26 protein-coding genes are annotated in these 24,659 nt (G+C 64.6%); 25 read left to right on the forward strand and 1 reads right to left on the reverse strand.

All coding sequences use genetic code 11. The features are described 5' to 3' along the window. The first annotated feature begins 11 nt into the window (after window positions 1–11). From E8E68_RS04965 to E8E68_RS05085, 25 genes are all read left to right on the forward strand, one after another. Window positions 12–1,988 (forward strand): cytochrome D1 domain-containing protein, encoded by a 1,977-nt coding sequence (locus E8E68_RS04965; RefSeq protein ID WP_280340020.1) that lies wholly within the window; start codon window positions 12–14, stop codon window positions 1,986–1,988. Next, window positions 1,985–2,641: an SCO family protein gene (locus E8E68_RS04970; RefSeq protein WP_266029870.1), complete on the forward strand. Its 657-nt coding sequence runs from the start codon at window positions 1,985–1,987 to the stop codon at window positions 2,639–2,641. The genes E8E68_RS04965 and E8E68_RS04970 overlap by 4 nt, the downstream gene beginning before the upstream one ends. After that, on the forward strand, window positions 2,638–3,303 hold the full coding sequence (locus E8E68_RS04975; RefSeq protein WP_110744425.1) for an SCO family protein: 666 nt from the start codon (window positions 2,638–2,640) through the stop codon (window positions 3,301–3,303). The genes E8E68_RS04970 and E8E68_RS04975 overlap by 4 nt, the downstream gene beginning before the upstream one ends. Before the next feature lie 101 nt (window positions 3,304–3,404). Next, window positions 3,405–4,892 carry an ABC transporter substrate-binding protein gene (locus tag E8E68_RS04980; protein ID WP_280340024.1) on the forward strand — a complete coding sequence of 496 codons (1,488 nt, stop codon included), beginning with the start codon at window positions 3,405–3,407 and terminating at the stop codon, window positions 4,890–4,892. Between the two features lie 12 nt (window positions 4,893–4,904). Continuing rightward, window positions 4,905–5,546 carry a SurA N-terminal domain-containing protein gene (locus tag E8E68_RS04985; protein ID WP_280340026.1) on the forward strand — a complete coding sequence of 214 codons (642 nt, stop codon included), beginning with the start codon at window positions 4,905–4,907 and terminating at the stop codon, window positions 5,544–5,546. Between the two features lie 249 nt (window positions 5,547–5,795). Beyond that, window positions 5,796–6,329 carry a response regulator gene (locus E8E68_RS04990; protein WP_177410727.1) on the forward strand — a complete coding sequence of 178 codons (534 nt, stop codon included), beginning with the start codon at window positions 5,796–5,798 and terminating at the stop codon, window positions 6,327–6,329. Window positions 6,330–6,389: 60 nt separating this feature from the next. Continuing rightward, window positions 6,390–8,096 (forward strand): GspE/PulE family protein, encoded by a 1,707-nt coding sequence (locus tag E8E68_RS04995; RefSeq protein WP_280340029.1) that lies wholly within the window; start codon window positions 6,390–6,392, stop codon window positions 8,094–8,096. After that, on the forward strand, window positions 8,080–8,859 hold the full coding sequence (locus E8E68_RS05000) for a hypothetical protein (protein WP_266029878.1): 780 nt from the start codon (window positions 8,080–8,082) through the stop codon (window positions 8,857–8,859). Before E8E68_RS04995 ends, E8E68_RS05000 begins: the two co-directional genes overlap by 17 nt. Window position 8,860: 1 nt before the next feature. Then, window positions 8,861–9,403, forward strand: a complete 543-nt coding sequence (locus E8E68_RS05005) for a pilus assembly protein (RefSeq protein ID WP_266029880.1) — start codon at window positions 8,861–8,863, stop codon at window positions 9,401–9,403. Then, complete coding sequence (gene pilO, locus E8E68_RS05010) at window positions 9,390–9,953, forward strand: type 4a pilus biogenesis protein PilO (protein WP_266029882.1); 564 nt, start codon at window positions 9,390–9,392, stop codon at window positions 9,951–9,953. Before E8E68_RS05005 ends, pilO begins: the two co-directional genes overlap by 14 nt. Then, window positions 9,953–10,462 carry a hypothetical protein gene (locus E8E68_RS05015; RefSeq protein ID WP_266029884.1) on the forward strand — a complete coding sequence of 170 codons (510 nt, stop codon included), beginning with the start codon at window positions 9,953–9,955 and terminating at the stop codon, window positions 10,460–10,462. The genes pilO and E8E68_RS05015 overlap by 1 nt, the downstream gene beginning before the upstream one ends. Continuing rightward, window positions 10,459–12,324, forward strand: coding sequence for a secretin N-terminal domain-containing protein (locus E8E68_RS05020; RefSeq protein WP_266029886.1), 1,866 nt, complete (start codon window positions 10,459–10,461; stop codon window positions 12,322–12,324). The genes E8E68_RS05015 and E8E68_RS05020 overlap by 4 nt, the downstream gene beginning before the upstream one ends. Beyond that, a complete protein-coding gene (locus E8E68_RS05025; RefSeq protein WP_110744416.1) occupies window positions 12,321–12,800 on the forward strand; it encodes a type II secretion system protein in 480 nt (159 codons plus the stop codon). The genes E8E68_RS05020 and E8E68_RS05025 overlap by 4 nt, the downstream gene beginning before the upstream one ends. Before the next feature lie 5 nt (window positions 12,801–12,805). Beyond that, window positions 12,806–13,180, forward strand: coding sequence for a type II secretion system protein (locus E8E68_RS05030; protein ID WP_003247965.1), 375 nt, complete (start codon window positions 12,806–12,808; stop codon window positions 13,178–13,180). After that, entirely contained in the window at window positions 13,155–13,682 is a 528-nt protein-coding gene (locus E8E68_RS05035; RefSeq protein ID WP_266029889.1) for a type II secretion system protein, read from the forward strand. The genes E8E68_RS05030 and E8E68_RS05035 overlap by 26 nt, the downstream gene beginning before the upstream one ends. Beyond that, entirely contained in the window at window positions 13,679–14,068 is a 390-nt protein-coding gene (gene csgE, locus E8E68_RS05040; RefSeq protein WP_110744414.1) for a curli production assembly/transport protein CsgE, read from the forward strand. Before E8E68_RS05035 ends, csgE begins: the two co-directional genes overlap by 4 nt. Further along, window positions 14,065–14,478: a curli assembly protein CsgF gene (locus E8E68_RS05045; RefSeq protein WP_110744413.1), complete on the forward strand. Its 414-nt coding sequence runs from the start codon at window positions 14,065–14,067 to the stop codon at window positions 14,476–14,478. The genes csgE and E8E68_RS05045 overlap by 4 nt, the downstream gene beginning before the upstream one ends. Window positions 14,479–14,512: 34 nt before the next feature. Next, complete coding sequence (locus E8E68_RS05050; RefSeq protein ID WP_266029893.1) at window positions 14,513–15,364, forward strand: CsgG/HfaB family protein; 852 nt, start codon at window positions 14,513–14,515, stop codon at window positions 15,362–15,364. 266 nt (window positions 15,365–15,630) lie between these two features. Beyond that, window positions 15,631–16,116 carry an Hcp family type VI secretion system effector gene (locus E8E68_RS05055; RefSeq protein ID WP_266029895.1) on the forward strand — a complete coding sequence of 162 codons (486 nt, stop codon included), beginning with the start codon at window positions 15,631–15,633 and terminating at the stop codon, window positions 16,114–16,116. After that, window positions 16,113–16,826, forward strand: a complete 714-nt coding sequence (locus tag E8E68_RS05060; protein ID WP_266029897.1) for a DUF4225 domain-containing protein — start codon at window positions 16,113–16,115, stop codon at window positions 16,824–16,826. Before E8E68_RS05055 ends, E8E68_RS05060 begins: the two co-directional genes overlap by 4 nt. Further along, window positions 16,823–17,107 carry a hypothetical protein gene (locus E8E68_RS05065; protein WP_266029898.1) on the forward strand — a complete coding sequence of 95 codons (285 nt, stop codon included), beginning with the start codon at window positions 16,823–16,825 and terminating at the stop codon, window positions 17,105–17,107. Before E8E68_RS05060 ends, E8E68_RS05065 begins: the two co-directional genes overlap by 4 nt. A gap of 388 nt (window positions 17,108–17,495) precedes the next feature. Further along, window positions 17,496–19,406, forward strand: a complete 1,911-nt coding sequence (locus E8E68_RS05070; protein WP_280340039.1) for a sigma-54-dependent Fis family transcriptional regulator — start codon at window positions 17,496–17,498, stop codon at window positions 19,404–19,406. A 1-nt stretch (window position 19,407) separates the two neighbouring features. Further along, window positions 19,408–21,141, forward strand: a complete 1,734-nt coding sequence (locus tag E8E68_RS05075) for an ABC transporter ATP-binding protein (RefSeq protein WP_266029902.1) — start codon at window positions 19,408–19,410, stop codon at window positions 21,139–21,141. Continuing rightward, window positions 21,131–21,808, forward strand: coding sequence for a S8 family serine peptidase (locus E8E68_RS05080; protein WP_266029903.1), 678 nt, complete (start codon window positions 21,131–21,133; stop codon window positions 21,806–21,808). Before E8E68_RS05075 ends, E8E68_RS05080 begins: the two co-directional genes overlap by 11 nt. After that, window positions 21,801–23,093, forward strand: a complete 1,293-nt coding sequence (locus tag E8E68_RS05085; RefSeq protein WP_266029905.1) for a tryptophan 7-halogenase — start codon at window positions 21,801–21,803, stop codon at window positions 23,091–23,093. Before E8E68_RS05080 ends, E8E68_RS05085 begins: the two co-directional genes overlap by 8 nt. 175 nt (window positions 23,094–23,268) lie before the next feature. Here E8E68_RS05085 and E8E68_RS05090 read toward each other — a convergent pair whose 3' ends face one another. After that, entirely contained in the window at window positions 23,269–24,582 is a 1,314-nt protein-coding gene (locus E8E68_RS05090) for a hypothetical protein (RefSeq protein ID WP_280340043.1), read from the reverse strand. Between the last annotated feature and the right edge of the window lie 77 nt (window positions 24,583–24,659).

Consider the following 24,659-nt stretch of genomic DNA (forward strand, 5'->3'; position numbering starts at 1 on the left):
GGAGCGCGAGCATGAACAAGAAGACTCGCCCTGCTTACTTGGGGGTTGTACTGGGGGTGGCGCTGATCGGCCTGGGCGTGGCGTACGAAAAGCTCTGGTGCGATCCCCGCGAGCTGTTGCAGGAAGCTGCCGACACGCAAGCCCTGCACCGGCTCAGCCGGGACGGCGTGACCGTGGAGTTCGAGGCCCGGCCGCTGGCCGGGGGCGAGCTGCAGGAAGGCAGCTTCGCCAACATCCGTTTCAAGGTCAGCGACCAGACCAGCGGCCAGCCGTTGTCAGGCATGGCCCCCGGGGCGTGGATCGACCCGGCGCAGTCGGCCCCGGTCGGGGATCGCAACCAAAGCTGCAAGTCACGGGTCGCGCTGTTTCTCAAGAGCAGCATTGGTGCCCGGCCGCTGCTCGACCTGAACAGCTACTTCCTGTTGATGCTGAACAATGACGCCAGCCTGACGGTGATCGACCCGACCGTGTCGGTGGGCGGCGTCACCAGCACCATGGCCCGCATCGATCTGCCCGGGCGGCCCATGGACTGGGTGGCCACCAGCGACGACAAGCAGGTGTTCGTGTCGATCCCCGAAAGCGGCAAGGTGGCGGTGATCGATACCGAAACCTTCACCCGCGTGGCCGACCTGGACGCTGGCGAGCAGCCACTGCGCGTGGCCTTGCAGCCCGACCAGCACCGGCTGTGGGTCGGCAACAACAGCAGTGACCCGGCCAAGGGCGGCGTCACGGTGATCGACGTGCCGGGGCGCACCAGCCTGAAAAGCTTCAACACTGGCACCGGGCACCACGAAATCGCCTTCAGCGCCGATTCGCGCTTTGCCTACGTCAGCAACCGCGACAGCGGTACCCTGAGTGTCATCGATATCCCGGAAATGCGCCTGGCCAAGACCATCAAGGTGGGCCCGCACCCGTTGTCGGTCAGCTATTCGGCGTTGTCCCAGGCCGTCTATGTGGTCGATGGCGAGGAGGGCAGCGTGCGCGTGTTCGATGCGCGTAACCACCAGCTGCGCCACACGGTCAAGGCCGAACAGGGCTTGGGGCCGATGCGCTTCAGCAGCGATGGCCGCTACGGCGTCGTGCTCAACACTCTGGAAAACCAGGCCCTGGTGATCGATGCCAGCACCGACCGGCTGATCCACAAGATTCCAGTGGCGGCCGAGCCCTACCAGCTGACCTTCACCAAGGGCTATGCCTATGTGCGTGGCCTGGCCTCGCCGAAGGTGAGCATGATCAACCTGGCCAGCCTGGGCGAAGGGCGTACGCCGATCGTGCAGGGCTTCGATGCTGGCCCCGCGGCGCCACGCCAGGCCGGTAACCTGCCGCTGGCCCAGGGCCTGTCGGTGTCGCGCGATGACAACTCGGTGTTCGTGGTCAACCCGGTGGACAACACCACCTACTTCTACGCCGAGGGCATGAACGCGCCGATGTCCGGCTACAACAACCGCGGCCACCAGGCCCGCGCCGCTATCGTCATCGATCGCAGCCTGCGTGAAGTGGCGCCAGGGGTGTACGGCTCGACGGTGAAACTGCCCGCCGCCGGCAAGTTCGACGTCGCCTTCCTGCTCAACCAGCCACAGATTATCCACTGCTTCAGCACCGAAGTGGCCCAGGCTCCCAATACCGGCAAGCGCAAGGCCGCACATGCCGAGTTCATCGGCTTGGACCAGCCGTTGCCGCAGCACAGCAACTTCACCGCCAAAGTGCGCATCGTCGGCGACGACGGCCAGCCACGCCTGGGCCTGAACGACCTGAGCCTGCGCTACTTCCTGGCGCCGTCGTCGATGCCGCGCAACCTGCAGCTGCAGGAGGTGGGCGAGGGCGTCTACCAGGCGGCGCTGACACTGCCTGAGGCCGGCGCCTGGTACCTGCATGTGCAGTCGCCCTCGCTGGGGCGCAAGTTCGCCGAAGAAAACTACACCAGCCTGCGCGTCCTGCCGGCCGCAGCGAGCAACGCTTCCCAGACTGACGTGAGGAATGTGCGATGAACGCCAAGCATGCTTTCACACTGTTGGCCCTGAGCCTGGCGCTTGCCAGCAACTTGGCCCTGGCCCACGCCGGCCACGACCACAAAGGCCCCGCCGAGCAGCCGCCAGCGGCGCACCAGGAAAAGGCCAGCGTGCGCTTTGCCGATGTTTCGCTGCTGAACCAGGACGGCATGCCGGTACGCCTGGAAAAAGACCTGGTGGGCGACCACCTGGTGGTCATGGGCTTCATTTATACCAGCTGCACCACGGTATGCCCCGTGGTGTCGTCGATCATGGGCAAGGTCCAGCAGCAACTGGGTGGTCGGGTCGGCGAGGAGATTCACCTGGTATCGATCAGCGTCGACCCCCAGCGCGATGACGCCAGGCGCTTGCAGGACTATGCCAAGGCGTTCCAGAAGGGGCCAGGCTGGAGCTGGTTGACCGGCAGCCCGTACGCCATCACTGAAACCCTCAAGGGCCTGGGCAGCTTCAGTGCCGACCTTAGCCAGCACCCGCCGCTGATCCTGGTCGGCGACGGGCGCAGTGGGCACTGGACGCGTTACTACGGCTTCACCGACCCGGCCGTGCTGATCGCAGAGATCAACCGGCTCAGCGCCCGCCGGGTGCATGCCAAGAGCACCGCCATCGCCGACCATCACGAGGTGCAACCATGAGCACTGTCACCCCCCGCCGCGCTGGCATGCGTGGCTTCGACTGGCTGGTACTGGGTGGCTGCCTGTGGATTCTGGCCTCGGTGGCGTTTGCCCATGAAGGCCATGGCCAGCAAGGGCCTGCGCCACAACCGGCGCCGCAGGCGATGACCAGTGGCGGCGGCACCCGCGATGCCCAGACCTGGTTCACCGACACCGTATTGCAGGACCAGAACGGCCGCGAGCTGCGTTTCTACAGCGACGTGCTCAAGGACAAGGTGGTGATGCTCAACGTGATCTTCACCCACTGCACCGACGCTTGCCCGCTGATTACCCGCAAGCTGCGCGAGGTGCGCGAAGCCATGGGGCCGGCGCTGGCCAGCCAGGTCACGTTCGTGTCGATCAGCAGCGACCCGCTGAACGATACCCCACAGGCACTCAAGGCATTTGCCGCCAAGCAGGGTGTGGACGGCCCGAACTGGCTGTTCCTGACCGGTGACAAGGCCAGTGTCGACCTGGTGCTTGGCCGCATCGGGCAGTTCCTGCCCAGCCCCGAGCAGCATTCGACGCAGCTGATTGCCGGTGATGTGGCCGGCAAGCGCTGGAGCAAGATCCGTCCGGATGCACCGCCCGCGGCGATTGCCCAGCGCATGCAGTTGCTGACCCAGCCACTGGCGGGTCGGTGAGTATCATGCGCCTCCTGGGGAGTTTGCCTCTAGGGCAGCTGCTTTCGCGACGCACGGCTGCTCCCGCAGGGCTTGCGGTATGGCTCACATGCGTGCTTGGCATGGCCTCTTTTTCGGCCTTGGCCCTCGACCTTACCGACCACGAACAAGCCGGTAAACGCCTCTACCGCGAAGGGCTTTCCAGCAGTGATGCGCAACTGCAGGCCCGGGTCGGTGCCAGCGACATGGCCGTCCCTGCCAGCGTGCTGCCCTGCGCCAGTTGCCACGGCAGCGACGGCCGTGGCCGTGCCGAAGGTGGGGTGCGCCCACCCAGCCTGGACTGGCAACGCCTGGCACTGGGGCAGGGCACGCGCGAAGCTAACGGTCGCAACTACCCGGCCTATACCGACAGTAGCCTGGCCCGGGCCATCCAGCAGGGTGTGGACCCGGCCGGTAACCGCCTGGACCCGGCCATGCCCCGTTTCGAGCTGACCTTGGCCGACCAGCGCAACCTCACGGCCTATCTCAAGCGCCTGGCCCAGGAGCGCGACCCCGGCGTGGAGGAGGGCGTGCTGCGCCTGGGCACCCTGCTGCCTGCCAGCGGCCCGTTGGCCGAAGCCGGGCACGTGATTCGGGCGGTACTGCAGGACGGTGTGGCGCAACTCAACCTGCAAGGCGGCATTCACGGGCGACGGCTGGAGCTGGTGGTGCTCGATCCGGGCGCCGACCCGGCCAGCGCCGAACGCGCCTTGCAGCGGTTGCTGGGGCAAGAGCGGGTATTTGCCCTGGTCGCGCCGCTGGCGCCGATGCTCGACCAGCGCCTGACAACCTTGCTGGGGGCACAGAATGTCCCCCTCATCGGCAGCACCCCGCGCAGCGGCGGCAGTGCGCAGATCTTCGACCCGCTGCCCGGCCTGCCGGAGCAATTGTTGAGCCTGGCAGGCCACGCCCGCACCGCGCTGGGCCTGGCCCCCGGTGAACTGCGCGTGGTTTACGCTGGCAATGAACAGGCCGCATTGGCCGAGCAGGTACGCGAGCGGTTGCTGCAGCAGGGCTGGGCGATGCCCGCCATCCAGGCGTTCGATGGCCAGGCCGTGGATGGCCCGGGCATCATCTTCCTTGGCCGCGCTCAGGCCTTTGCCGAGCTGGCGGCAGCGTTGCAGGCAGCGGGCCGCCAGCCATACCTGTTCGCCGCTTCCAGCCAGGTAGCCGGGGCCGTGGCGCGTTTGCCGGAGCAGTGGTCGCGACGGCTGTTCCTGGCCTATCCCTATGTGCCTGGGGACTGGACCGAGCAGGGCTTGGCGACTTTGGCCGGCCTGCAACAGCGTCAGGGCCTCGACCCACGCCAGGCTTCGTTGCAGGTCTCCACCTTGTGTGCGTTGCGGTTGCTCAGCGAAGCGCTGAAACAGATTGGCCGTGACGCCAGCCGCGAGCAGCTGATTACCGCGCTGGAGGGCCTGCACGATGTGGCCACTGGCCTGACCCCGGCATTGGGCTTTGGCCCCGGGCGTCGCCAGGGCATGGCCGGCGCCCATGTGGTAGCGGTCGACCTGCCTGGCCCGCACTTCACTGCGGTCACCCCGTACCGGCCGGTGCCGGTAACGCCTTGAACGGAGGTTGCCATGCGTATCATGTTGCTGTGCCTGTTGCTGGTGTTGGGCCGGGCGGTCTGGGCCGATATGCCCGCCGCGCGGGTCAACGGTGTGGAGATCGGGCAAATGCGCCTGGAGCGCTATTTCAGCGAGTACCTGGAGGCCCAGGGCCGTGCGCTGACCAGCATCCGCAACCCGGGCCTGTACAAGCGCCTGCGCGACCAGGCGCTGGACGAGCTGATCGACAAGGAACTGCTGTGGCAGGAGGCGCAACGCCAGGGCATTGCCATCAGCGATGAACAGGTGTCGGCACACGTCGGCGAAGTGGAGGCGGCATTTGGCAACGCGGCCATTTTCGAGCGGCGTCTGGCAGAGGCAGGCTTCGATCGGGCACATTACACTGAATACACCCGACACGAGATGGCCGCCCAGCTGGTGTATGCCCGGCTCAGCGCAGTCGACGCGCCTAGCCAGGAGGATGTTCAAGCATTCTATGCTGCCAACCGAGAAAGCCTGCAGGGAGCGCAGAACCAAAGTGATAATCCGTCAGTCATACACGAACAGGGCCTGGTGTTGGCCAGGGCCACGCTCATCGGTCAAAGAGAAGCGCAGGCGCGCAAGTTGGTGCGCCAACGTTTGCGTGAATCCGCTAAAGTGGAGATCGCCGACTGAGTTCCCTGATGGCGGTTCCCCCAATGCTGGGGAATCAGGGTTTGGCAATGTGCCATCATTTTCCCCGGTTCTGGGGAACAGGCTGGGTGCGCCTGCCCGCCGCGTTATCGGTGTTGGCCGGCACCATCGTAAAATCAATGAGTTACAGCGGTGCAACATGACTATTCACGCCTGGCACGAAGCCTGCTCAAGCTTGTACAAGGGCGCACTTCGCAGACCGGGTAACCGGGCAGTTCTTGGGAGTCGACCTTGGTGAACAGAGTATTGGTAGTCGATGACGAACAGACTCTTGCGCAGAACCTGCAAGCGTACCTGCAGGCGCAAGGCCTGGAAGTTCATGTTGCCCACGACGGTGCCAGTGGTATCGAACAGGCTGTAAGCCTGGCACCGCAAGTAGTCGTGCTGGATTACCGCTTGCCCGATATGGAAGGTTTTCAGGTACTGGAGGCTGTACGCAAGAACAGGCAGTGCCACTTCGTGCTGATCACCGCCCACCCCACCGTCGAGGTGCGTGAGCGGGCCGCCGAACTGGGCGTGAGCCATGTCCTGTTCAAGCCGTTCCCGTTGATGGAACTGGCCCGTGCAATCTTCGACCTGATGGGCATCGAGCGCCGGCGCAGGGCCACGGACAACCCGGCTGAAGGGTTCGTCGAACGACGCCAGAACAGGAACGAATCGTTCCCCCTGCAGTTGTACGATGGAAGCTGGGTGTTGGCCGACCGCCGCCGAAACGGCGCCAAGCCACCAGGGCCCGACGACGACCAACTGCTTACAGGGGAATAGCGGCGCCCGCACCCCTGGCCGAGCCAGCCTGCGACGCGCCCCTGAGCGGAGTCGTAGGCCATGCCAGAAGCATTCGATGCAACCGTTGCGGCCCTGTCGCCGGCACAGCCAAAACCACTTCAAGCCTACCCCCGCGACCTCCTGGCCCAGGCTCGCCTGCAAGCCACCGACCAACGCCTGCTCAACTGCCTGGAGCAACTGGCCGGCGATACCCCGGGCACCTTCACCCAACGCCTGGGCCTGACCCTGCATTACCCGGTACTGGCTAGCCACAGCCTGCTGGCCAGTACGCCACGCTTCGACAAGGTCAGCCTGGCCGCGTGCCTGAAGCGCGAATTCGTGCTGATCGAGCAGGACGGCCAACTGTTGGGTGTATTCGCCGACCCCTTCGACCCTGCCCGCCTGGCCTGGATCGATGACGTGCTGCAGGGCGCGCCGTTGTACCTGGCCCATCCTGCCGAGCTGGCCACCTTCCTTGCCCGCCATGAAGAAAGCTTCCACGCCGTCGATGCCCTGGACCACGATGCCGAGACCAGCAGCGAAAGCGACCCGCTGCAACGCCTGTCGCTGGCCAGCATCAGCGAAGACCAGAGCCGGGTGGTCAAGCTGGTCAACTCCACCCTGTATGACGCGCTGAAGCTGCATGCCAGCGACATTCACCTGGGCATGACTGGCCAGGGCCTGACCATCAAGTACCGCATCGACGGTGTGCTTAACGGTGCCGGTAAAGCCAGCGGCAGTGCCTTCGCCGACCAGGTGATTTCGCGTATCAAGGTCATGGCCGAGCTGGATATCGGCGAAAAACGCGTGCCCCAGGACGGCCGCTTCAAGGTTGCCGTTGGCGATAGGCAAATCGATTTCCGTGTATCGATCATGCCCAGCATCTTTGGTGAAGACGCGGTGCTGCGGGTGCTCGACAAGCAGGACTTGTCCGACCGGGTCAGTGGTGTGCAATTGCAGGCCCTGGGGTTTGCCGATGAAACCCTGCGCGCCCTGCGCCGGCTGGCCGCCGAGCCCTACGGCATGATCCTGGTCACTGGCCCTACCGGCAGCGGCAAGACCACCACCCTGTACGCCATGATCAGCGAGATCAACCACGGCGTGGACAAGATCATCACCATCGAGGACCCGGTCGAATACCAGCTGCCTGGCGTGCTGCAGATTCCGGTCAATGAAAAGAAGGGCCTGACCTTCGCCCGCGGTCTGCGCTCGATCCTGCGCCACGACCCGGACAAGATCCTGGTGGGTGAAATCCGCGACCCGGACACCGCGCAGATCGCCGTGCAGTCGGCGCTCACCGGCCACCTGGTATTCACCACCATTCACGCCAACAACGTATTCGACGTGATCGGCCGCTTCAGCCAGATGCAGGTCGACCCCTACAGCTTCGTGTCCGCGCTGAACGCGGTGCTGGCCCAACGCCTGATTCGTCTAGCCTGCCCGCACTGCGCCGCGCCCTGCGAACACGATGACGACACCTTGCATGGCTCGGGCCTGACCCGCGACGGGGTGGCCGGCTGGCGCTTCGTTCGCGTCCAGGGCTGCGGCCAGTGCCGCGGCAGTGGCTACCGCGGCCGCAGCGCCATCGCCGAGCTGCTGCACCTGGACGACGACCTGCGGCAGATGATCGTCGAGCGCCGCCCCCTGGCGCAAATCAAGACACTCGCCTGCCAGCGTGGCCTGCGCCTGCTGCGGGCTTCGGCCCTGGACCTGGTCCGCGATGGCCGTACCACCCTTGAGGAGATCAACCGTGTCACATTCATCTGACCGTTACTGCGCCGTATTGGGCGCCGAGGGTGTCGGCCTGGGTCGCTGGCACAAGAACCATCACCAGTGGCTGGGCAGCCGCGAGTTCAGCAGCGACGCCACCCAACCGGCCTGGGATGCCGCCGTCGACGGGCTGGCTGCGCTGCTGGCCGAGCATGCGGTGCGGGGTGCCCAGTTGCGGGTGCTGCTGTCGGCCCGCTACAGCCGCTTCTGCCTGGTGCCCTGGAGCGATGCCATCGGCCACCCGCGCGAGCTGGATGCCTATGCCAGGGCCTGTTTCGAAAACCTTTATGGGCAATCGCTGGACGACTGGCGGATCGTGCTGTCGCCCGAGCCTGCCGGTGCCGCCCGCATCGCGACGGCACTGCCCGAGGCGCTGCTGCAACGGCTGCAGGCGCTGGGCCGGGAAAGCCGCCTGAACCTGCGGTCAGTACAGCCGTACCTGATGGCGGCCTACAACCGCTGTTCGGCGCAGCTGGAGCAGGGCGACTTCCTGTTCGTGCTGGCCGAACCACGCCGCAGCGTGCTGCTGCTGGCGGCCGGTGGGGCGTGGCAGCAAGTGCTGGCGCAAGGTTGCGCCGACAGCGACCAGGCCCTGCAAGCGCTGATCGAGCGCACCTGCGAGCTGTACGGCGAGCACCTGCCACGGGTCTACCTGCATGCACCGGGGCGGGGCGACGTGCCGCAACTGGCGGCGGTACAGCTGTGCCAGCCGGCCAGCGAAGCCGACCCGCTGTGCGCCATGTGGCGGGCGGTGGCTTGACATGCGCCGCCTCAACCTGGAATTCCAGCCACGGCGCAGCAGCCCGTTGGCCTGGGCGCTGCTCATCCTGGCCAGCGCAGTGGTTGCCGGCTTGGTACTGCTGCAACACGGCCTGCAGGCCGAGCAGGTCGACCTGGAGGCCAGCGTGCACAGCCTGGAATTGCAGTTGGGCCGCCGCCCGGCCACTGCCGCGCCCTTGAACAGTGCCGCCAGCCGCGAACAGGCCGAGCGCCTGGCACAGATGCGCAGCGTGTCGCAGCAGTTGCAACGCCCTTGGCAACAGCTGTTCGCCATGCTCGAAGCCATGCCGCAAGAAGATGTGGCGCTGCTTGGCCTGACCCCGGATGCGCGCAAAGGCCAGGTACGCATCGCTGCCGAAGCACGCAACCTGGAAGCGATGCTGCAGTACCACCAACGGCTGGAAGCCAGTGCAGAGCTGAGTGACGTGTCGCTGCTCAACCACGAAGTGCTGGCCGCGCAACCTGAGCACCCGGTGCGCTTTACCCTCACCGCTACCTGGGAGACCGGCCATGCGCGCCCCTGACGCACTGAACAGCTTGATCCTCCAGGAACGCCTGCGCAGCATTGGCCCGGTCGGCTTGGGCGCAGTCCTGGTCAGCGTGCTGGCCATTGGCGTGATCTGTGCCGGGGTGCTGCCGCAATGGCAGGACGTGCGCGAACTGCGTGCCAGTGAAGCGGACGCCAGCGTACAGGTGCAGCGGGTCAAGCGCGGTGAGCTGAAAATTGCCCTCAAGCCAGAGCAGGAAGCGCTGGACAGCCTGCGCCAGCAACTGCCAGGGCAACCCCAGGCCAGCGAACTGATCGAGCGCCTGTACCACTTGGCCAGTGCCGAGCACATCAGCCTGGCACGTGGCGAATACGCCTTGGGCATCGACCCCAAGACCCAGCTGGCGCGTTATCAGATCCTGCTGCCGGTGCGCGGCAGCTACCCACAGATTCGCGGCTTCATCAAAGGCCTGCTCAAGCAGCTGCCGACCCTGGTGCTGGAAGACCTCGAGCTGCAACGCAAACGCATCGGCGACAGCGAGCTGAACGCCCGGCTGCGCATGACCCTTTACCTGTCGAGGTCGTGATGAACACTCAACGTGCAGTCATCTGGGCCGGTTTCCTTGGTGTGAGCGCAGTCCTCGCCTGGGCACCAGGGCACTGGTTCGGCCAGGAAGACAGCGTCGCGGTCTTCGCGGGCAAGCCCGCTCCCACAGGGGTTGTGGGCAACGCCGAGCCTGTAGGAGCGGCTTTGGCCGCAAAAGGGCCGGAGCAGGCCTCCAGAAACCTGTTCCCAACCCAGCAATGGACCAAACCCAAAGCCCTGGCCACGGTCACCGAACAACCCGTCATGACCGCACCTGTCGTCGCCGCGGCCCCGACGGCTCCGGAGCTGCCGTTCCAGTTCATCGGCCGCATGGGCAACGACGACGACCTGCAGATTTTCCTGCAGAGCGGCGAAAAACTCTACGTCGTGCGCCAGGGCGACGTCATCGAAGACACCTATCGCCTCGATCGGGTATCGGCCAGCGAGCTGAACCTGGTCTACCTGCCTTTGCACCAGTCGCAGACCTTGTCTGTCGGGAGCGCACCATGAAATCGTCAAAGCTGTGCAAGCCTGCTCCGTTCCTGCTTTTGGCGCTGTGCGTGGCCATTGCCGGCTGCGGCTCCAGCGCGGTACGCAAGGACAGCGATCAGTTGATGAAGGAGGGCCAGTACGAAGCCGGCATCGCCCGCCTGGAAGAGGCCTTGCGCGATGATCCGCGTGACACCGAGCTGAACATCGCCCTGGCCCACAGCCGCCAGGCGGCGGTCGAGGCCCTGATTACCCAGGCCGACAGCGACCGGGTCCGCCACGACTTCGTCAACGCCCGCATGGGCTATGGCCGGGTGCTGACCCTGGAACCGAACAATCGCCGCGCCCAGGAGGGCATCCGCCAGCTGGAGCTGATCCGCACCCTCGACGAACGTGTAGCGCTGGGCCAGGCGGCGCTGCGCCAGGGCGACCTGTTCGGGGCCGAACGCTACATGCGCGAAGTCCTGCGGCTGGACCCGCAGAACCAGAAGGGCATTGCGCTGCGCACCGACATCGAGAACGTCCAGGCGCGTACCGCGCAGCCGTTCCCGCAGCTGCGCAGCAAGCTGGAGCGGCCGGTGACCCTGGAGTTTCGCGACGCCAACCTGAAAACCATCTTCGAAGTGCTGTCGCAGGTGGCCGGCATCAACTTCATCTTCGACAAGGACCTGCGCCCGGACATGAAGGCCACCATCTTCGTGCGCGAGGTGCGCATCGAGGACGCGATTGCGCTGCTGCTGGAGCAAAACCAGCTGCGCCAGAAAATCGTCAACGACAATACCCTGATGGTCTACCCGGACTCGCCGCAGAAGGCCAAGGACTACCAGGAACTGGTCATGCGCACTTTCTACCTGACCAGCATCGATGCCAACACCGCGCTGAACATGGTCAAGACCATGCTCAAGACCCGCGATGTGTTCGTTGACGAGCGCCTCAACACCCTGACCATGCGCGACACCCCCGATGCGGTACGCATGGCCGAGAAGCTGCTGCAGTCGCAGGACCAGTCCAACCCCGAAGTGGTGCTGGAAGTGGAGGTGATGGAAGTGGCCACCTCGCGCATCCTCGACCTTGGCCTGCAATGGCCGAATACTTTCGGCGTGCTGAGCGACGATGGCAACCCGGTCAGCGTGCTCGACCAGCTCAAGGGGATCAATTCCAGCCGCATCAGCATTGCGCCGGCGCCGCAGGCCAAGATCAACGCCCAGGACAAAGACATCAACACCCTGGCCAGCCCGGTGATCCGCGTCAGCAACCGCGAGCAGGCGCGTATCCACATCGGCCAGCGGGTGCCGATCATCAGCGCCACCTCGGTGCCGTCCACCCAGGGCCCGGTGATCACCGAAAGCGTCACCTACCTGGACGTCGGCCTGAAGCTGGAAGTGCAGCCCACCGTTCACCTGAACAATGAAGTGGCGATCAAGGTGGCGCTCGAGGTCAGTAACGCCACCCCGCTAGAGGCTACCCGCCAGGGCACCATCCCGGTTCAGGTCGACACCCGCAACGCGCAGACCAGCCTGCGCCTGCATGATGGCGAAACCCAGGTGCTGGCCGGCCTGGTACGCAACGACCACAACGCCAGTGGCAACAAGATCCCCGGCCTTGGCGACATTCCGGGCTTGGGGCGGCTGTTCGGCAGCAACAAGGACGACATGAGCAAATCCGAGCTGGTACTGGCGATTACCCCGCGCATCGTGCGCAACCTGCCGTACCAGAGCCCGTCGGACATGGAGTTCTCCACCGGCACCGAGTCGGCCATGCAGGTACGCCAGATGGCGCCGCTGCCACCGGTGGACGTGCCCGGCAATGCGCCCACCTCCGAGAGCCCGGTCGTCGACAGCCAGATGGCAGTGGCCCCGGTGAATGCGAGCCCGCGGCCATGAAAACCTCGCGCCGCATGCGTGGCTTCAGCCTGATCGAGGTCGTGCTGACCCTGGCACTGCTCGGGCTGCTCGCCAGCATGGCCGCGCCGCTGACCGAGACCGTGGTGCGCCGCGGCAAGGAGCAGCAGTTGCGCGAGGCGCTGTACCAGATCCGCGACGCCATCGACGCCTACAAGCGCGCCTTCGACGCTGGTTACATCGAGAAGCGCCTGGATGCCAGCGGCTACCCGCCGAACCTGCAGGTGCTGGTGGACGGGGTGCGCGACGTGCGCAGTGCCAAGGGCGCCAAGTTCTACTTCCTGCGGCGCATCCCGCACGACCCGCTGCTGGCGACCAAGGCGGAAGATGAAGGCGGTTGGGGCCTGCGTGCCTACGAGAGCAGCCCCGACAACCCGCGCGAAGGCGAAGACGTGTTCGACGTGTACTCCAAGGCCCGCGGCAAAGGCCTCAACAACATCCCGTACGGGCAATGGTGATAGCCATGAAACGCAGCAAAGGCTTCACCCTGATCGAACTGCTGGTGGTGATGGCGATCATCGCCACGCTGATGACCATCGCCATGCCGCGCTACTTCAACAGCCTGGAAAGCTCCCGCGAGGCCACCCTGCGCCAGAGCCTGGCGGTGCTGCGCGAGGCGCTGGACCACTACTACGGCGACACCGGCCACTACCCGGATTCGCTGGAGCAACTGGTGGAACAACGCTACCTGCGCAACACCCCGGTCGACCCGATTACCGAGCGCAGCGATGCCTGGCAGTTGGTACCCCCGCCAGAAGGTGTGGCGGGCGGCGTGGCCGATATCAAGAGCGGTGCCACAGGGAGGGCGCGTGATGGCAGCCTTTTCGCTGAATGGTAAAGCCAACGGCGGCTTCACCTACCTGGGCGTGCTGCTGCTGATAGCGGTCAGTAGCGTCGCCCTGGCAGCCACCGGCACGCTTTGGACCAGTGCCGCCCAGCGCGACCGCGAACGGCAGTTGCTGTGGGTAGGCGGCCAGTACGCCCAGGCCCTGCGCAGCTACTACCGCGCATCCCCCGGGCTGGCCCAGTACCCGCAGGACCTGGCTGACCTGCTACAGGACAACCGCTTTCCGCAGGCCCGCCGGCACATTCGCCGGCTGTACCCCGACCCCATCACCAACAGCGACGATTGGGGCCTGCTGCGTTCGATCGACGGCCGTATCACTGGCGTGCACAGCCGCTCGGCCGACACACCGTTCAAACGCAGTGGTTTCAACACCGAGTGGAGCGGTTTCGAAGGGCTTGAGCACTACAGCGACTGGCAGTTCGTCGCCGAACAGGCGTTTACCGATAGTGCCGCCGGCGGGCAGACCCACAGTGGCCCGGGAGATACGCCATGAAGCGCCTGGCTGCGTTGTGCCTGCTGCTGGCGTTGGCCACATCGGCCAAGGCCGGGGTGGAGGACGAGATGCAGGGGTTTATCGTCGACAACACCATCTCGCACATCGGCCACGACTTTTACTACTACTTCGCCGACCGCCTGCGTGCCACCAGCCGCCTGGACTTCAACCTGGTGGTACGCGAACGCCCCGATGCGCGCTGGGGCAGCCTGGTGACCGTGGAGTTCGAGCGCGAAGTCATGTACCGGCGCTTCCTGCCACCGAACACCACCGAGCTCAAAGACGAGGCCGTTGCAGCTGCCGACCTGGTCAAGCAGCAAATCATTCAACGCAAGCTGCAACGCCTGCTGCAGGACACCACCGACTTGGAGAGGGACGAGCTATGAACCATCGCATACCCCGTTGCATCGCCGCCTGCCTGCTGGCCAGCGCCTGTGCGGCCCAGGCCACGGAACTGGTGTACACCCCGGTGAACCCGGCGTTTGGCGGCAACCCGTTGAATGGTACCTGGCTGCTGAACAACGCCCAGGCGCAGAACGACCACGACGACCCCGACCTCGAGGACCGCGCCTCGGCCTTTACCGGCACTACGGCCCTGGAGCGTTTCAGCAACCAGCTGGAGTCGCGGATGTTGTCGCAGTTGCTCGACAACATCAGTAACGGCAGTACCGGCAGCATGGCGACCGATGCGTTTCTCATCGACGTCATCGACGATTCCGGGGCCTTGAGCATCAAGGTCACCGATCGCGCCACGGGAGAAATTTCGATCATTGAGGTCAGCGGCCTGAACCCCTGAGAGGGAAGGGCTTTTATGTTGGGGAGAGAACACCATGAAACGTCTGCTGAGCACGCTGCTGATCCTCACCGCCCTGGGCCTGCAAAGTGGTTGCAGCCTGCGCGAACCCATGTCGGCCGAACAGGACTCGGAAACCCCGACCCTGACCCCTCGGGCCTCGACCTACTACGACCTGATCAACATGCCCCGGCCCAAGGGGCGCTTGATGGCAGTGGTGTACGGGTTCCGCGACCAGACCGGGCAGTACAAGCCGACCCCGGCCAGCTCGTTCTCCACCAGCGTCACCCAGGGTGCGGCGAGCATGCTGATGGATGCCCTGAGTGCCAGCGGCTGGTTCGTGGTGCTGGAGCGTGAAGGGCTGCAGAACCTGCTGACCGAGCGCAAGATCATCCGCGCATCGCAGAAAAAGCCGGATGTAGCGGAAAACATCATGGGCGAACTGCCACCGCTGCAGGCCGCCAACCTGATGCTGGAGGGCGGCATCATTGCCTACGACACCAACGTGCGCAGCGGCGGCGAAGGCGCGCGCTATCTGGGCATCGACATCTCCCGCGAGTACCGGGTGGACCAGGTCACCGTCAACCTGCGCGCCGTGGACGTGCGCACCGGGCAGGTGCTGGCCAACGTGATGACCAGCAAGACCATCTACTCGGTCGGGCGCAGTGCCGGGGTGTTCAAGTTCATCGAGTTCAAGAAGCTGCTGGAAGCCGAGGTGGGGTATACCACCAATGAACCGGCGCAGCTGTGCGTGCTGTCGGCGATCGAAGCGGCGGTAGGGCACTTGCTGGCGCAGGGGATCGAGCGGCGGCTGTGGCAGGTGGCTGGGGATGCGGGGGACGGCACGGCGACGGTGGGCAAATTCCTGAGCCAGAATCAGCAGCCTTGATCGACCTTGAGGGCCTCTTCGCGGGCTCGCCCGCTCCCACAGGGATCGCGTGACCCAAGGTGCGATGCCGTCCCTGTGGTTTTAACCATGAAGAGGTCGGCTGCAGAACTGAGCTCATGGCATCCTGCCCACGGGCACGTGCAGCTTCACAGAGGCCCGAATAAACAAAAGGTTTAAAGCACGCCCAGAACATTTCAGACGCAGCCGACATACAGCCTTTTCCTTGCTCCGTAACCTTGGGCATCCACCTACAAGGAAATTTGGCCATGGCTAGTAACGGATACATGCGGATAAACGGTGAGCGACAGGGCTTGATCTCCGCAGGCTGCAACTCGCAGCCGTCCATTGGTAACCGATGCCAGCTCTCTCATCAGGATGAGATCCTGGTGCTGGCGTTGAACCACGCAATGTCCAACACCGACAACACCCGACGCGCGACTCACCATCCCGTGTCGATCACCAAACTGGTCGACAAGGCCAGTCCATTGCTGGCTCAGGCCGTGGATTCCCAAGAGGCGCTCGTCTGTGAAATAGACCTCTATCGCACGCACTCAGGAGGTCACCAGGAAAAATATTTTTCCATCAAGCTGGAAGGCGCGGTGATCGTCGCTCAGGAGCTGGATATACCCCATGCCGTGTTGATGGCCGATCAGCAGGCGCAAGAGCAATTGCTAATTCGCTACCGCTCGATCAGATGGAGTCACCATGCTGCCGGGACAACCGGGCACGCGGCGTGGGGGAAAATACCATGAGCCGGCAAGAGGAATATGGCGATCGCCCGGACCAGGCGTTCTGGGAAGTGAATGCTGCAGCCACCGGGTTGATCAGTCACGGTTGTACTGTCAGTGCGCGGTACCTGCAGGATCGCAGCTTGCGTATGCAGTTCAATCGGGAGCTCGCCTATTACGCGCAGCGAGTGGTGGACGATGTAGTTCAGCGACGTATTAGTCCGGAGGAAGGGCTCCAGAGTATCGAAGGTGAGGCTAAAAACTTGGCCTCGGAATTTCGCCGAGTGGCCCTGCAAGTTTTCGGCATGGCCGCTGGTGCCTCTCAGGCCGCTACAGGTTTGGCAAGCTGCATGGCTAGCTTAGGTACCACATGTGCGTTTCATGGCATGCCCTTGATGGCCCATGGTGGGAATAACTTTTATGAGAACGGCCGAGGGCTTTATGAAGGGCGCACGGATGTCGTGGGGCCGGTTCGGAAGCTATATCAGGAGGCTGCCAAGTCGGTGGGTTATGGTGAACGTGAGGGAAACATGGCTTATTACAGCGCAGATCTCGTATTTTCTGGGCGGGCTTTAACTCAGCGGGTTCCCAAAAAAGGCGCCTGGCGTTTATATCGCTATTTGGAAGCCGATAGGGAGAGGAAGTTCAAGCAGTTGGGTAAGAGGGGGTTGTGGTTCGAGTTTGGTTCGTCGGCATCGACATTGGAACAGCTCAGGAGTGAGTCAAAAAAATGAAAGTGCTGCTGTTTGTTTTTTTTGCAGTGTGTGATGTGGTGTTCAGGTTGTACTTAAATAAAACCGTATTTAGATCGCTGAAAAGTAATTGGCGATTGGGCCTTGCGGGTTGCTATTTCGTGCTTATGATGAGGGTCTATACAGATGCAATGGGCGGGGACGGTTTGTTTGGGCCATACAAACCTGATGACAGTGTTATCATAGTGTGGGTGGTTTCTACTCTCTGCGTTGTACTGCTGTTTTTTCATTTGTGGGCAATTACTTCTCGGATGGATGACTAGTTTTTTGGCCAAGCGCAGACCGGAAAGGGGCGGGAAAGGGTTGTACAGGCGCGGGGTGTTTGAAGGCTGGTTTGGGCATTTTTGATTTATGCGCGGTATGTGGGGGATCTTGAGGGCCTCTTCGCGGGCTCGCCCGCTCCCACAGGTACAGCGCAGACCTCAGGCCTGGTGTGAACCCTGTGGGAGCGGGCAAGCCCGCGAAGCAGGCGACGCGGGGATGGCGCCGGCAAGCCAGCCCCCCACAGGGATTGCGCCAGCTTCAGGTCACCAGCCCAGCTACACCCCAATCCATCCGCTACCTGATGACGCCCAGCCATTTCTCCCGCACACTGCGCAAAATTCCCAAGCCCGTCTCCCGCCATCTTGCGGGGCACAGCCGGAGTAGAAAATGGCGCGACAACTAATAACAAACGCCCAAGACCCGCTGCACGAATCCCGCCAGGCCCGCCTGAGACTGGCGAGTGAAGGCGAGCTGCCGTTGGGCATGCTGCGCGACGAGATCGACGCCTCCTGGCGCCGCAGCCTCGGCCATGGCCTGGACAGCCTGCAAGGCGAGCAAGTTGGCCTCGGCCTCGAACACGGCCATGACTTGCGTACCCTGCTTGAGCGCAACCGCCTGTTGGTCGATGCCGTTACCCCCGAACTCGACTACCTGGTCTCGCGTCAGGGCAAGGCTGGCATCATCATCCTCGGCGACGCCAAGGCCAACGTGCTGGCCATCGAGGGCCAGACCCACGTACTCAGCCGCGAGGGCCTGCGCGACCTGCAACCGGGTAGCTGCTGGAGCGAAACACTGCGTGGCACCAACGCGATAGGTACAGCGGTGGTGGAAGGCCGCCCTACCCTGATCAACTGCGGCGAACATTACCTTGACCGCCTCAGCCCGTTCTCCTGCACCTCCGTGCCCCTGCGCGACCCGCGTGGCGAAGTGATCGGCGTGCTCGACATCACCCGCGAAGGGGTGATGGCGCAGCCACAGGACAGCCTGACGACGCTGATGCTGGCCGCCGGCAATATCGAAAGCCGTCTGTTCGGCCTGTGCCACCCGGACCAGTTGGTGCTGGCCTTTCACAGCCGGCCGCAGTACCTCAACAGTGCCTGGCACGGCCTGTTGGCCCTGAGTCTGGATGGCGAAGTGCTGGCTGCCAACGACAGTGCCTGCCAGCTATTACAGTTGCCGCGTCACGAACTGCTTGGTCGGCGCAGCACCGACCTGCTGGGCGAGCGTTCGCCGGCCTTTATCGCTCGCCTGTGGCAAGGCGGGGTGAGCAGCGTGCAGACCGCCAAGGGTGAGTTCTATTTCCGCGCCTTGCAGCTGCCGCGCCATGGTCGGGTCAGCTCCAGCACGCCACCCAGCAAACCGGCCTTGAGCAAACAGTCGCCTGCACTCGATGCACTGGCCGGTGGTGATCAACGCCTGGCGCGCAACCTGCGCATGGCTCGCCAGGGGCTTGGCAATGGTTTGCCAGTGCTGTTACTGGGCGAAACCGGTACCGGCAAGGAAGTGGTTGCCCGGGCCTTGCACCAGGCCAGCCCGCGTGCCGACAAACCGTTCGTGGCAGTCAACTGCGCGGCCATTCCCGAAGGGCTCATCGAGTCCGAGCTGTTCGGCTACCGTGAGGGCGCTTTCACCGGCTCGCGCCGGGGTGGCATGGTAGGGCGGCTGATGCAGGCCCATGGCGGCACCCTGTTCCTCGACGAAATCGGCGACATGCCGTTGGCCCTGCAAGCACGCCTGCTGCGGGTATTGCAGGAGCGCCGCGTAGCCCCATTGGGGGCGGGCGACGAGCAGGACATTGACGTGGCGCTGATCTGCGCCACCCACCGCGACCTCAAGCGCCTGGTGCAGGAACAACACTTCCGTGAAGACCTGTACTACCGGGTCAACGGTGTGTCGCTGCGCCTGCCGGCCCTGCGCGAACGTGATGACCTGGCGGTGATCATCCAGGGCCTGCTGGACAAGTCCAATGCGCGTGGCGTAACCCTCGACCCCGCGTTGACTGCGTTGCTCGAAGGCTTCGACTGGCCAGGCAACATCCGCCAGCTGGAAATGGTGGTGCGCACCGCGCTGGCCATGCGCGAGGACGGCGAGCAGGTGCTGACCCTCGATCACCTTACCGATTGCCTGCTGGACGAACTGGCCAGCAGCACAGCGCCCTCCGGCAGCCTGAAGGACAACGAACTGGAACAGATCCGCAGCGCCCTGGCCCGCCAACAGGGCAATGTGTCGGCCGCCGCCGAGGCGCTGGGCATCAGCCGGGCGACGCTGTACCGCAAGCTCAAGCAGTTGCGCGGCTGACGTGGGCGGCCTGTTCGCAAGGCTGGTGGACTCCAGCGACCCTGTACTCATGCGCCAGGCGTTGGCCTGGCTGTATGGTTTCGTGCGCCCACACCGGCGTGCTATCGGCCTGTTGCTCGGCTTGTCGCTGGGTGCATCGCTGCTGGCGCTGGCGCAACCCTGGCTGGTCAAGACCCTGATCGACGAAGGGCTGTTGGCCAAGGACTACCAGACCCTTTGGCACATGGCGGCAATCATGATCGGCGCGGGCCTGCTGGGCACTGTGCTGGCTGGGGTCAACCGCTACCTGCATACGCGCTTGTCGGGGCGCATCCTGTTCGCCCTGCGCGACGACCTTTACCGCCATCTGCAGCAATTGTCACCGACCTTCTACGGGCGGCGGCGGATCGGCGACATTCTTTCGCGGCTGGATGGCGATGTGGCAGAGATCCAGCGCTTTGCCGTGGACTCGTTGTTCTCGGCGGTGTCGGCGGTGATTGGCCTGGTGGGTGCAGTGGCGTTGATGCTGATGCTGTCGTGGCAGTTGTCCCTGTTGCTGGCGCTGCTGGTGCCGATCGAGGTGCTATGGCTGCGCTGGATGCGGCGCAAGGTGGAGCGCGAAGTGCGCAACTTGCGTGAGCGCTCGGCGGATGTGTCGTCGTTCCTGGTCGAGACCCTGCCGGCGATGAAGTTCATTCAGGCGGCCGGCCAGCAAGGCCGGGAAGCAGGGCGGCTGGACCAGCTTGGCCAGGGCTACATGCGCCAGCTGCTGAAGGTGCAGGTGACCGAGTTCTTCACCCAGGCCATCCCCGGCACGCTTACCTCGTGGTGCCGCGCCTGTGCGTTTTTGGTCGGTGGGTGGTGGGTTATCCAGGGCACCTGGCAATTGGGCGCGCTGATCGCTTTTTCGACTTACATGGGCATGGCGGTAGGGCCGGTTCAGAGCCTGTTGGGCTTGTACGTGGCGGTGCAGCGCATGGCTGTGAGCCTGGGAAGGGTGATGGAATTGAAGCAGGAAGCGGTGGCGGTACATCAGGCCGCCAACCCGCAGCCCATCCCCGATGGCCCCGGCGAGTTGCGCCTGGAGGCGCTGAGCTTTGCCCATGAGGGGCGCCAGGGTGCGGTACTGAACAACGTGCAGGTGAGCATCCCGGGCGGCCTGAAAGTCGCCATCAGCGGTGCCTCCGGGGTGGGCAAGTCAACCCTGATCGACCTGCTGCAGCGCTTCTACGACCCGGACGCCGGACGCATCCTGCTGGACGGCACCGACCTGCGCGACCTGGACCTTGTTGCACTGCGCAGGCGAATCGCCGTGGTCAGCCAGGACATCGTGCTGTTCCGTGGCACCCTGGCACAGAACCTGGCTTATGGCGTGCCCGAGGCCAGCCGTGACCAACTGGAACGGGTGGTGCGCCTGGCGCGGCTGGACAGCCTGGTCGAAAGCCTGCCGCTGGGCCTGGATGGCCTGCTGGGCGAGCGCGGCCAGCAGTTGTCCGGGGGGCAGAAACAACGTATCGCCATTGCCCGCGCAGTGTTGCAGGCCCCGGCGATCCTGGTGCTGGACGAGGCCACTTCGGCGGTGGATGAAACCACCGAGCGGGAAGTGATCGCCGCCATCGACCAGTTGTTCGCAGGGCGCACGCGCATCCTGATCAGCCACCGGGCTTCGACCCTTGCCGATGCCGACCTGCATCTGCAACTGCATGACGGTCAGTTGCAGGTACTGGCGCAGGAGGTGATCAAGCATGGGCACTGACGTGCGCGTTGGCATCATCGACAGCGGCTGCTCGCCGGAGCAGGCCAACGGCTTGCGGGACGCCCGCCGTTTCTGGCTGGAAGACGGCCAGTTGCGCGAAGGTGAAATGCTCCCCGACCAACTTGGGCACGGCAGTGCGGTGCTCGCCAGCTTGCAACACCAGGCTGGTCCTGTGTCGGTGCTGGTGGCCCAGGTGTTCAGTGCCCAGGCCAGCACCAGTGCGTTGCAGGTGGCTGCCGCATTGCTGTGGCTGGTGGAGTCGGGAGCCACGCTGGTCAACCTGAGCCTGGGCTTGCAGCAGGACCGGCCCGTGCTGCACCAGGCCTGTGCCGAGGCTTTGGCCGCAGGTGTGCTGTTGTGTGCATCCAGCCCGGCGCAGGGTGGGCCGGTGTTCCCCGCCAGCTACCCGGGTGTCATTCGGGTCACTGGCGATGCCCGCTGTGCACCGGGCCAGTGGTCGTGGCTGGGTACTCGACAGGCGGATTTTGGCGCGTACGTGGGTGCGAGTGAGCGGGCGGGTGCGAGCCTGGGTTGCGCGGCGTTGAGCGGGAAGATTGCCGCCTTGCTGCGTGATGCCCAGGGAATGGACCGCCAGCAGGTGCATGACTGGTTGCGTGACCATGCGGCCTTCAAAGGGCCCGAGCGGCGAGGTGGCCGCCATGGCTGAATTGCGCATTGTGGTGCTGGGCGCCGGCCCTGCGGGTGCCGCCACGGCCATTGGCTTGCGGCGGTTGGGTTACACCGTGACGGTGGTGTCGCAATGGCGCCGTTTCGCGGCAGTTGAAGGCGTTTCGCAGCGGGTGCTGGAGGGCTTGCGTCACGCAGGCCTTGGCGAGGCCTTGAGCCAGGCGGCCATGCCGGCCACTCGCCAGGTGCTCTGGAACGGCCAGCACCTGCACATGAACCAGGAGTTTTTGCTCGACCGGCAACGCTTTGACCAGGCGCTGCGCGAAGACCTTCAGCGCGCAGGCGTGAGTGTGGTCGAGGGGCGGGTGCGAGAGGTCGTGCAGGGGGGCGGTCATCATGTGCGCCTGGACGATGGGCAGGTGCTGACTGCTGATTTCCTGGTCGAGGCCCGAGGCCGTCAGGCGCCCCTGGCCGCAGACCGCCTGCGTGGGCCGGAAACGGTGAGCTTGCTCAATGTCTGGCAGGGTAGCCCCGGTGCGCCTGCGTCGGCGGTGGAGAGCCTGGAGGATGGCTGGGCGTGGATGGCACGGCTGGAAGATGGCCGCTGTTACTGGCAAGTCACCCAGGACGCTGCCGGGCTGCCGGGAAAGGCTGGGCTGGCAGCGTATTGCGTGGCGTTGCGGGGCCGCAGCGCGTTGGTCGCTGAACTGTTCGACGATCAGGCATTGATACCGGCACAGGTGCATGCACGCAGCAGTAGCGCCATTCTGGCGGGTGAATGTGTCGGGCAGGACTGGATCCGGGTGGGGGATGCCGCCATGGCCGTTGACCCGCTGTCGGGCAACGGGATTTTTCAGTCGCTCTCTTCGGCATTGCAGGCGCCGGTGGTGATCAATACGTTGCTGCGCAGGCCTGAGCGGGCCGAGCTGGCGCGGCAGTTTCACCAGCAGCGGGTCGAGCAGCTGTTCTTGCGTTTTGCCCGCATTGGCCGGGATTTTTATGCCCAGGAACAAAGCCGGGTGGGGCAACCGTTCTGGGCCCGGCGCCAAGGTTGGCCGGATGCGCAACCCCTCCATCAGGCGGCTGATTGGCAAGCGGTGCGGGTTGAGCGGCGGCCGGTGCTGCGTGACGGGCTGGTGGATGAAGCCGAGGTCGTGGTGACGGCGGACCAGCCGCTGGGGGTTTGGCATTTGCGGGGGGTGGAACTGGCGCCTGTGGTGCGAAAAATACACAGTGGGCGGCCTGTTGAGGCGGTGTTGTCGGGGCTTGCGGGTGAACAGCAGAGGAGCGTGCGGCGGTGGCTGGGGGAGCAGGGGTTGGTTTGAGATTGTCGGGGCCGCTTTGCGGCCCATCGCGACGTAAGGCCGCTCCCACAGGGATCGCGCCAGCTTTGGACTGCCCCCAAGAAGTTGGACACCAATCCGACCCTTGGGAGCAGGTCCACCCTGTGGGAGCGGCCTTGCGTCGCGATGGGCTGCGAAGCAGCCCCAGGATGTCGGATCAGAAGAAGGTCCCGACAATCAATTGCAGGTAAGTCCCGGTATCCCGCCCACCCAGCTGCGTACCGCCATTGGCCGCACTGCGCTCCGGTTTGTAGAACCCCACCACCGGGCTGATCAGCAGGTGGTCGTTGACCATCCATTCCACATACAGGTCCAACTCGCGCCCGCCAAGGTTGCCCTGGTCGGTGTCCAGCGTGTCGAAGTTGAAGTACAGCGCGCCGACGGTCAAATTGTCCCGTGGCTTGCCCTTCAGCGCTACATGGTGCACTTGGCTGTTCTTGTTGAACGGCCCGGCATAGTTGGCTGCCACTTCACCCTGGAACCAGGTGCCGTAGCCTCGGCTCAGGCCATAGAACAGCGGGTCGAAGCCTTCGGAGAAGCGGCTGTAGCGGTAGGTGGCGGTCGGTGACCAAGGCAGTTGGGAGAAGGTCCAGTTGCCCTCCAGGTACCAGGCATTCTCGCGCCCGCCGGTCTTGTCCTGGGTCACGTACTCGGCGGCCAGCTCCAGGTCCTTCACACCGAGGCTCCCACGCCCGCGCAGGCTGGCGGTGTCCATGCCGTCGCGGTGTTCCAGGCCCATGATCTGCGCGTAGCGCTGGTCTACATCGAGGCCGCGGATCCAGCTCAGGCCGACGGTGCCGTTGTCGGCGACGTGCTCCAGGTTGGCGACCGCCAGCGACGTGTCGGCCTGGTAATGGTTGTCGGACTTCAGCCACATCAGGTCGCCGCGCCAGCCCTGTTTGCCGCCCAGGCGTAGCACAGCGGTGCGGTCGAAGGCCTTGCGTGCGGCCAGGTAGTAGGCGCCGCCGCGGTCGAAGTTGGCGCCCAAGTCGACCTTGCCCAGGTTGACCGGGTCACCCTGGATCAGGAAACCATCACCCAGGGTGACTACCTGGCGGCCACCGGAAATGTCCACGCCATCTTCGCCCAGCGCCGGGAACAGGCTGGCCGAGCGCCAGCCCAGGTACAGGTCTTCGATGGCGGTGCGGCGCTCGTCGCCCAAGGTAAGGCCAGCGGCGTCGCCATCGCCCCAGGTGGCGGAGCTGAGCAGGTTGACGGCGCCGTAGAGCGCGCCGCTGTCGGCCAGTGCCTGGCTGCCGCTGAGGCCGTACTTCACGTAGCCCTCCTGCCAGGCGGTGCTGCCGGGCTGGCGGTTGCCGGCCTGGTTGTAGCTTTCATCGCTGTGGAAGACGCCGAACAGGGCTTCGAGGTCGGCGTTCAGGGTGGTGCCGTTCTGGTTGTACAGCTCGTAGGCTTGGGTGGCGGGTGCGGTCAACAGCAGGGCCAATGTGCAGGCGAGTGTGTGCCTCATGGGTTTGCTCCATGGTTTTTATTGTTGTTTTTGTATTGCCTGATCTGGCCTCTTCGCGGGTGAACCCGCTCCCACAG

Origin of the sequence: Pseudomonas sp. BN607, assembly GCF_029871175.1 — a bacterium.
Taxonomy (GTDB): Bacteria; Pseudomonadota; Gammaproteobacteria; order Pseudomonadales; family Pseudomonadaceae; genus Aquipseudomonas.

Coding starts and splice junctions, on each gene's coding strand:
- E8E68_RS04965 (WP_280340020.1), top strand. CDS start 12: ATGAACAAGAAGACTCGCCCTGCTTACTTGGGGGTTGTACTGGGGGTG.
- E8E68_RS04970 (WP_266029870.1), top strand. CDS start 1,985: ATGAACGCCAAGCATGCTTTCACACTGTTGGCCCTGAGCCTGGCGCTT.
- E8E68_RS04975 (WP_110744425.1), top strand. CDS start 2,638: ATGAGCACTGTCACCCCCCGCCGCGCTGGCATGCGTGGCTTCGACTGG.
- E8E68_RS04980 (WP_280340024.1), top strand. CDS start 3,405: ATGGCCTCTTTTTCGGCCTTGGCCCTCGACCTTACCGACCACGAACAA.
- E8E68_RS04985 (WP_280340026.1), top strand. CDS start 4,905: ATGCGTATCATGTTGCTGTGCCTGTTGCTGGTGTTGGGCCGGGCGGTC.
- E8E68_RS04995 (WP_280340029.1), top strand. CDS start 6,390: ATGCCAGAAGCATTCGATGCAACCGTTGCGGCCCTGTCGCCGGCACAG.
- E8E68_RS05005 (WP_266029880.1), top strand. CDS start 8,861: ATGCGCCGCCTCAACCTGGAATTCCAGCCACGGCGCAGCAGCCCGTTG.
- pilO (WP_266029882.1), top strand. CDS start 9,390: ATGCGCGCCCCTGACGCACTGAACAGCTTGATCCTCCAGGAACGCCTG.
- E8E68_RS05015 (WP_266029884.1), top strand. CDS start 9,953: ATGAACACTCAACGTGCAGTCATCTGGGCCGGTTTCCTTGGTGTGAGC.
- E8E68_RS05020 (WP_266029886.1), top strand. CDS start 10,459: ATGAAATCGTCAAAGCTGTGCAAGCCTGCTCCGTTCCTGCTTTTGGCG.
- E8E68_RS05025 (WP_110744416.1), top strand. CDS start 12,321: ATGAAAACCTCGCGCCGCATGCGTGGCTTCAGCCTGATCGAGGTCGTG.
- E8E68_RS05030 (WP_003247965.1), top strand. CDS start 12,806: ATGAAACGCAGCAAAGGCTTCACCCTGATCGAACTGCTGGTGGTGATG.
- E8E68_RS05035 (WP_266029889.1), top strand. CDS start 13,155: ATGGCAGCCTTTTCGCTGAATGGTAAAGCCAACGGCGGCTTCACCTAC.
- csgE (WP_110744414.1), top strand. CDS start 13,679: ATGAAGCGCCTGGCTGCGTTGTGCCTGCTGCTGGCGTTGGCCACATCG.
- E8E68_RS05045 (WP_110744413.1), top strand. CDS start 14,065: ATGAACCATCGCATACCCCGTTGCATCGCCGCCTGCCTGCTGGCCAGC.
- E8E68_RS05050 (WP_266029893.1), top strand. CDS start 14,513: ATGAAACGTCTGCTGAGCACGCTGCTGATCCTCACCGCCCTGGGCCTG.
- E8E68_RS05055 (WP_266029895.1), top strand. CDS start 15,631: ATGGCTAGTAACGGATACATGCGGATAAACGGTGAGCGACAGGGCTTG.
- E8E68_RS05060 (WP_266029897.1), top strand. CDS start 16,113: ATGAGCCGGCAAGAGGAATATGGCGATCGCCCGGACCAGGCGTTCTGG.
- E8E68_RS05065 (WP_266029898.1), top strand. CDS start 16,823: ATGAAAGTGCTGCTGTTTGTTTTTTTTGCAGTGTGTGATGTGGTGTTC.
- E8E68_RS05070 (WP_280340039.1), top strand. CDS start 17,496: ATGGCGCGACAACTAATAACAAACGCCCAAGACCCGCTGCACGAATCC.
- E8E68_RS05080 (WP_266029903.1), top strand. CDS start 21,131: ATGGGCACTGACGTGCGCGTTGGCATCATCGACAGCGGCTGCTCGCCG.
- E8E68_RS05085 (WP_266029905.1), top strand. CDS start 21,801: ATGGCTGAATTGCGCATTGTGGTGCTGGGCGCCGGCCCTGCGGGTGCC.
- E8E68_RS05090 (WP_280340043.1), bottom strand. CDS start 24,582: ATGAGGCACACACTCGCCTGCACATTGGCCCTGCTGTTGACCGCACCC.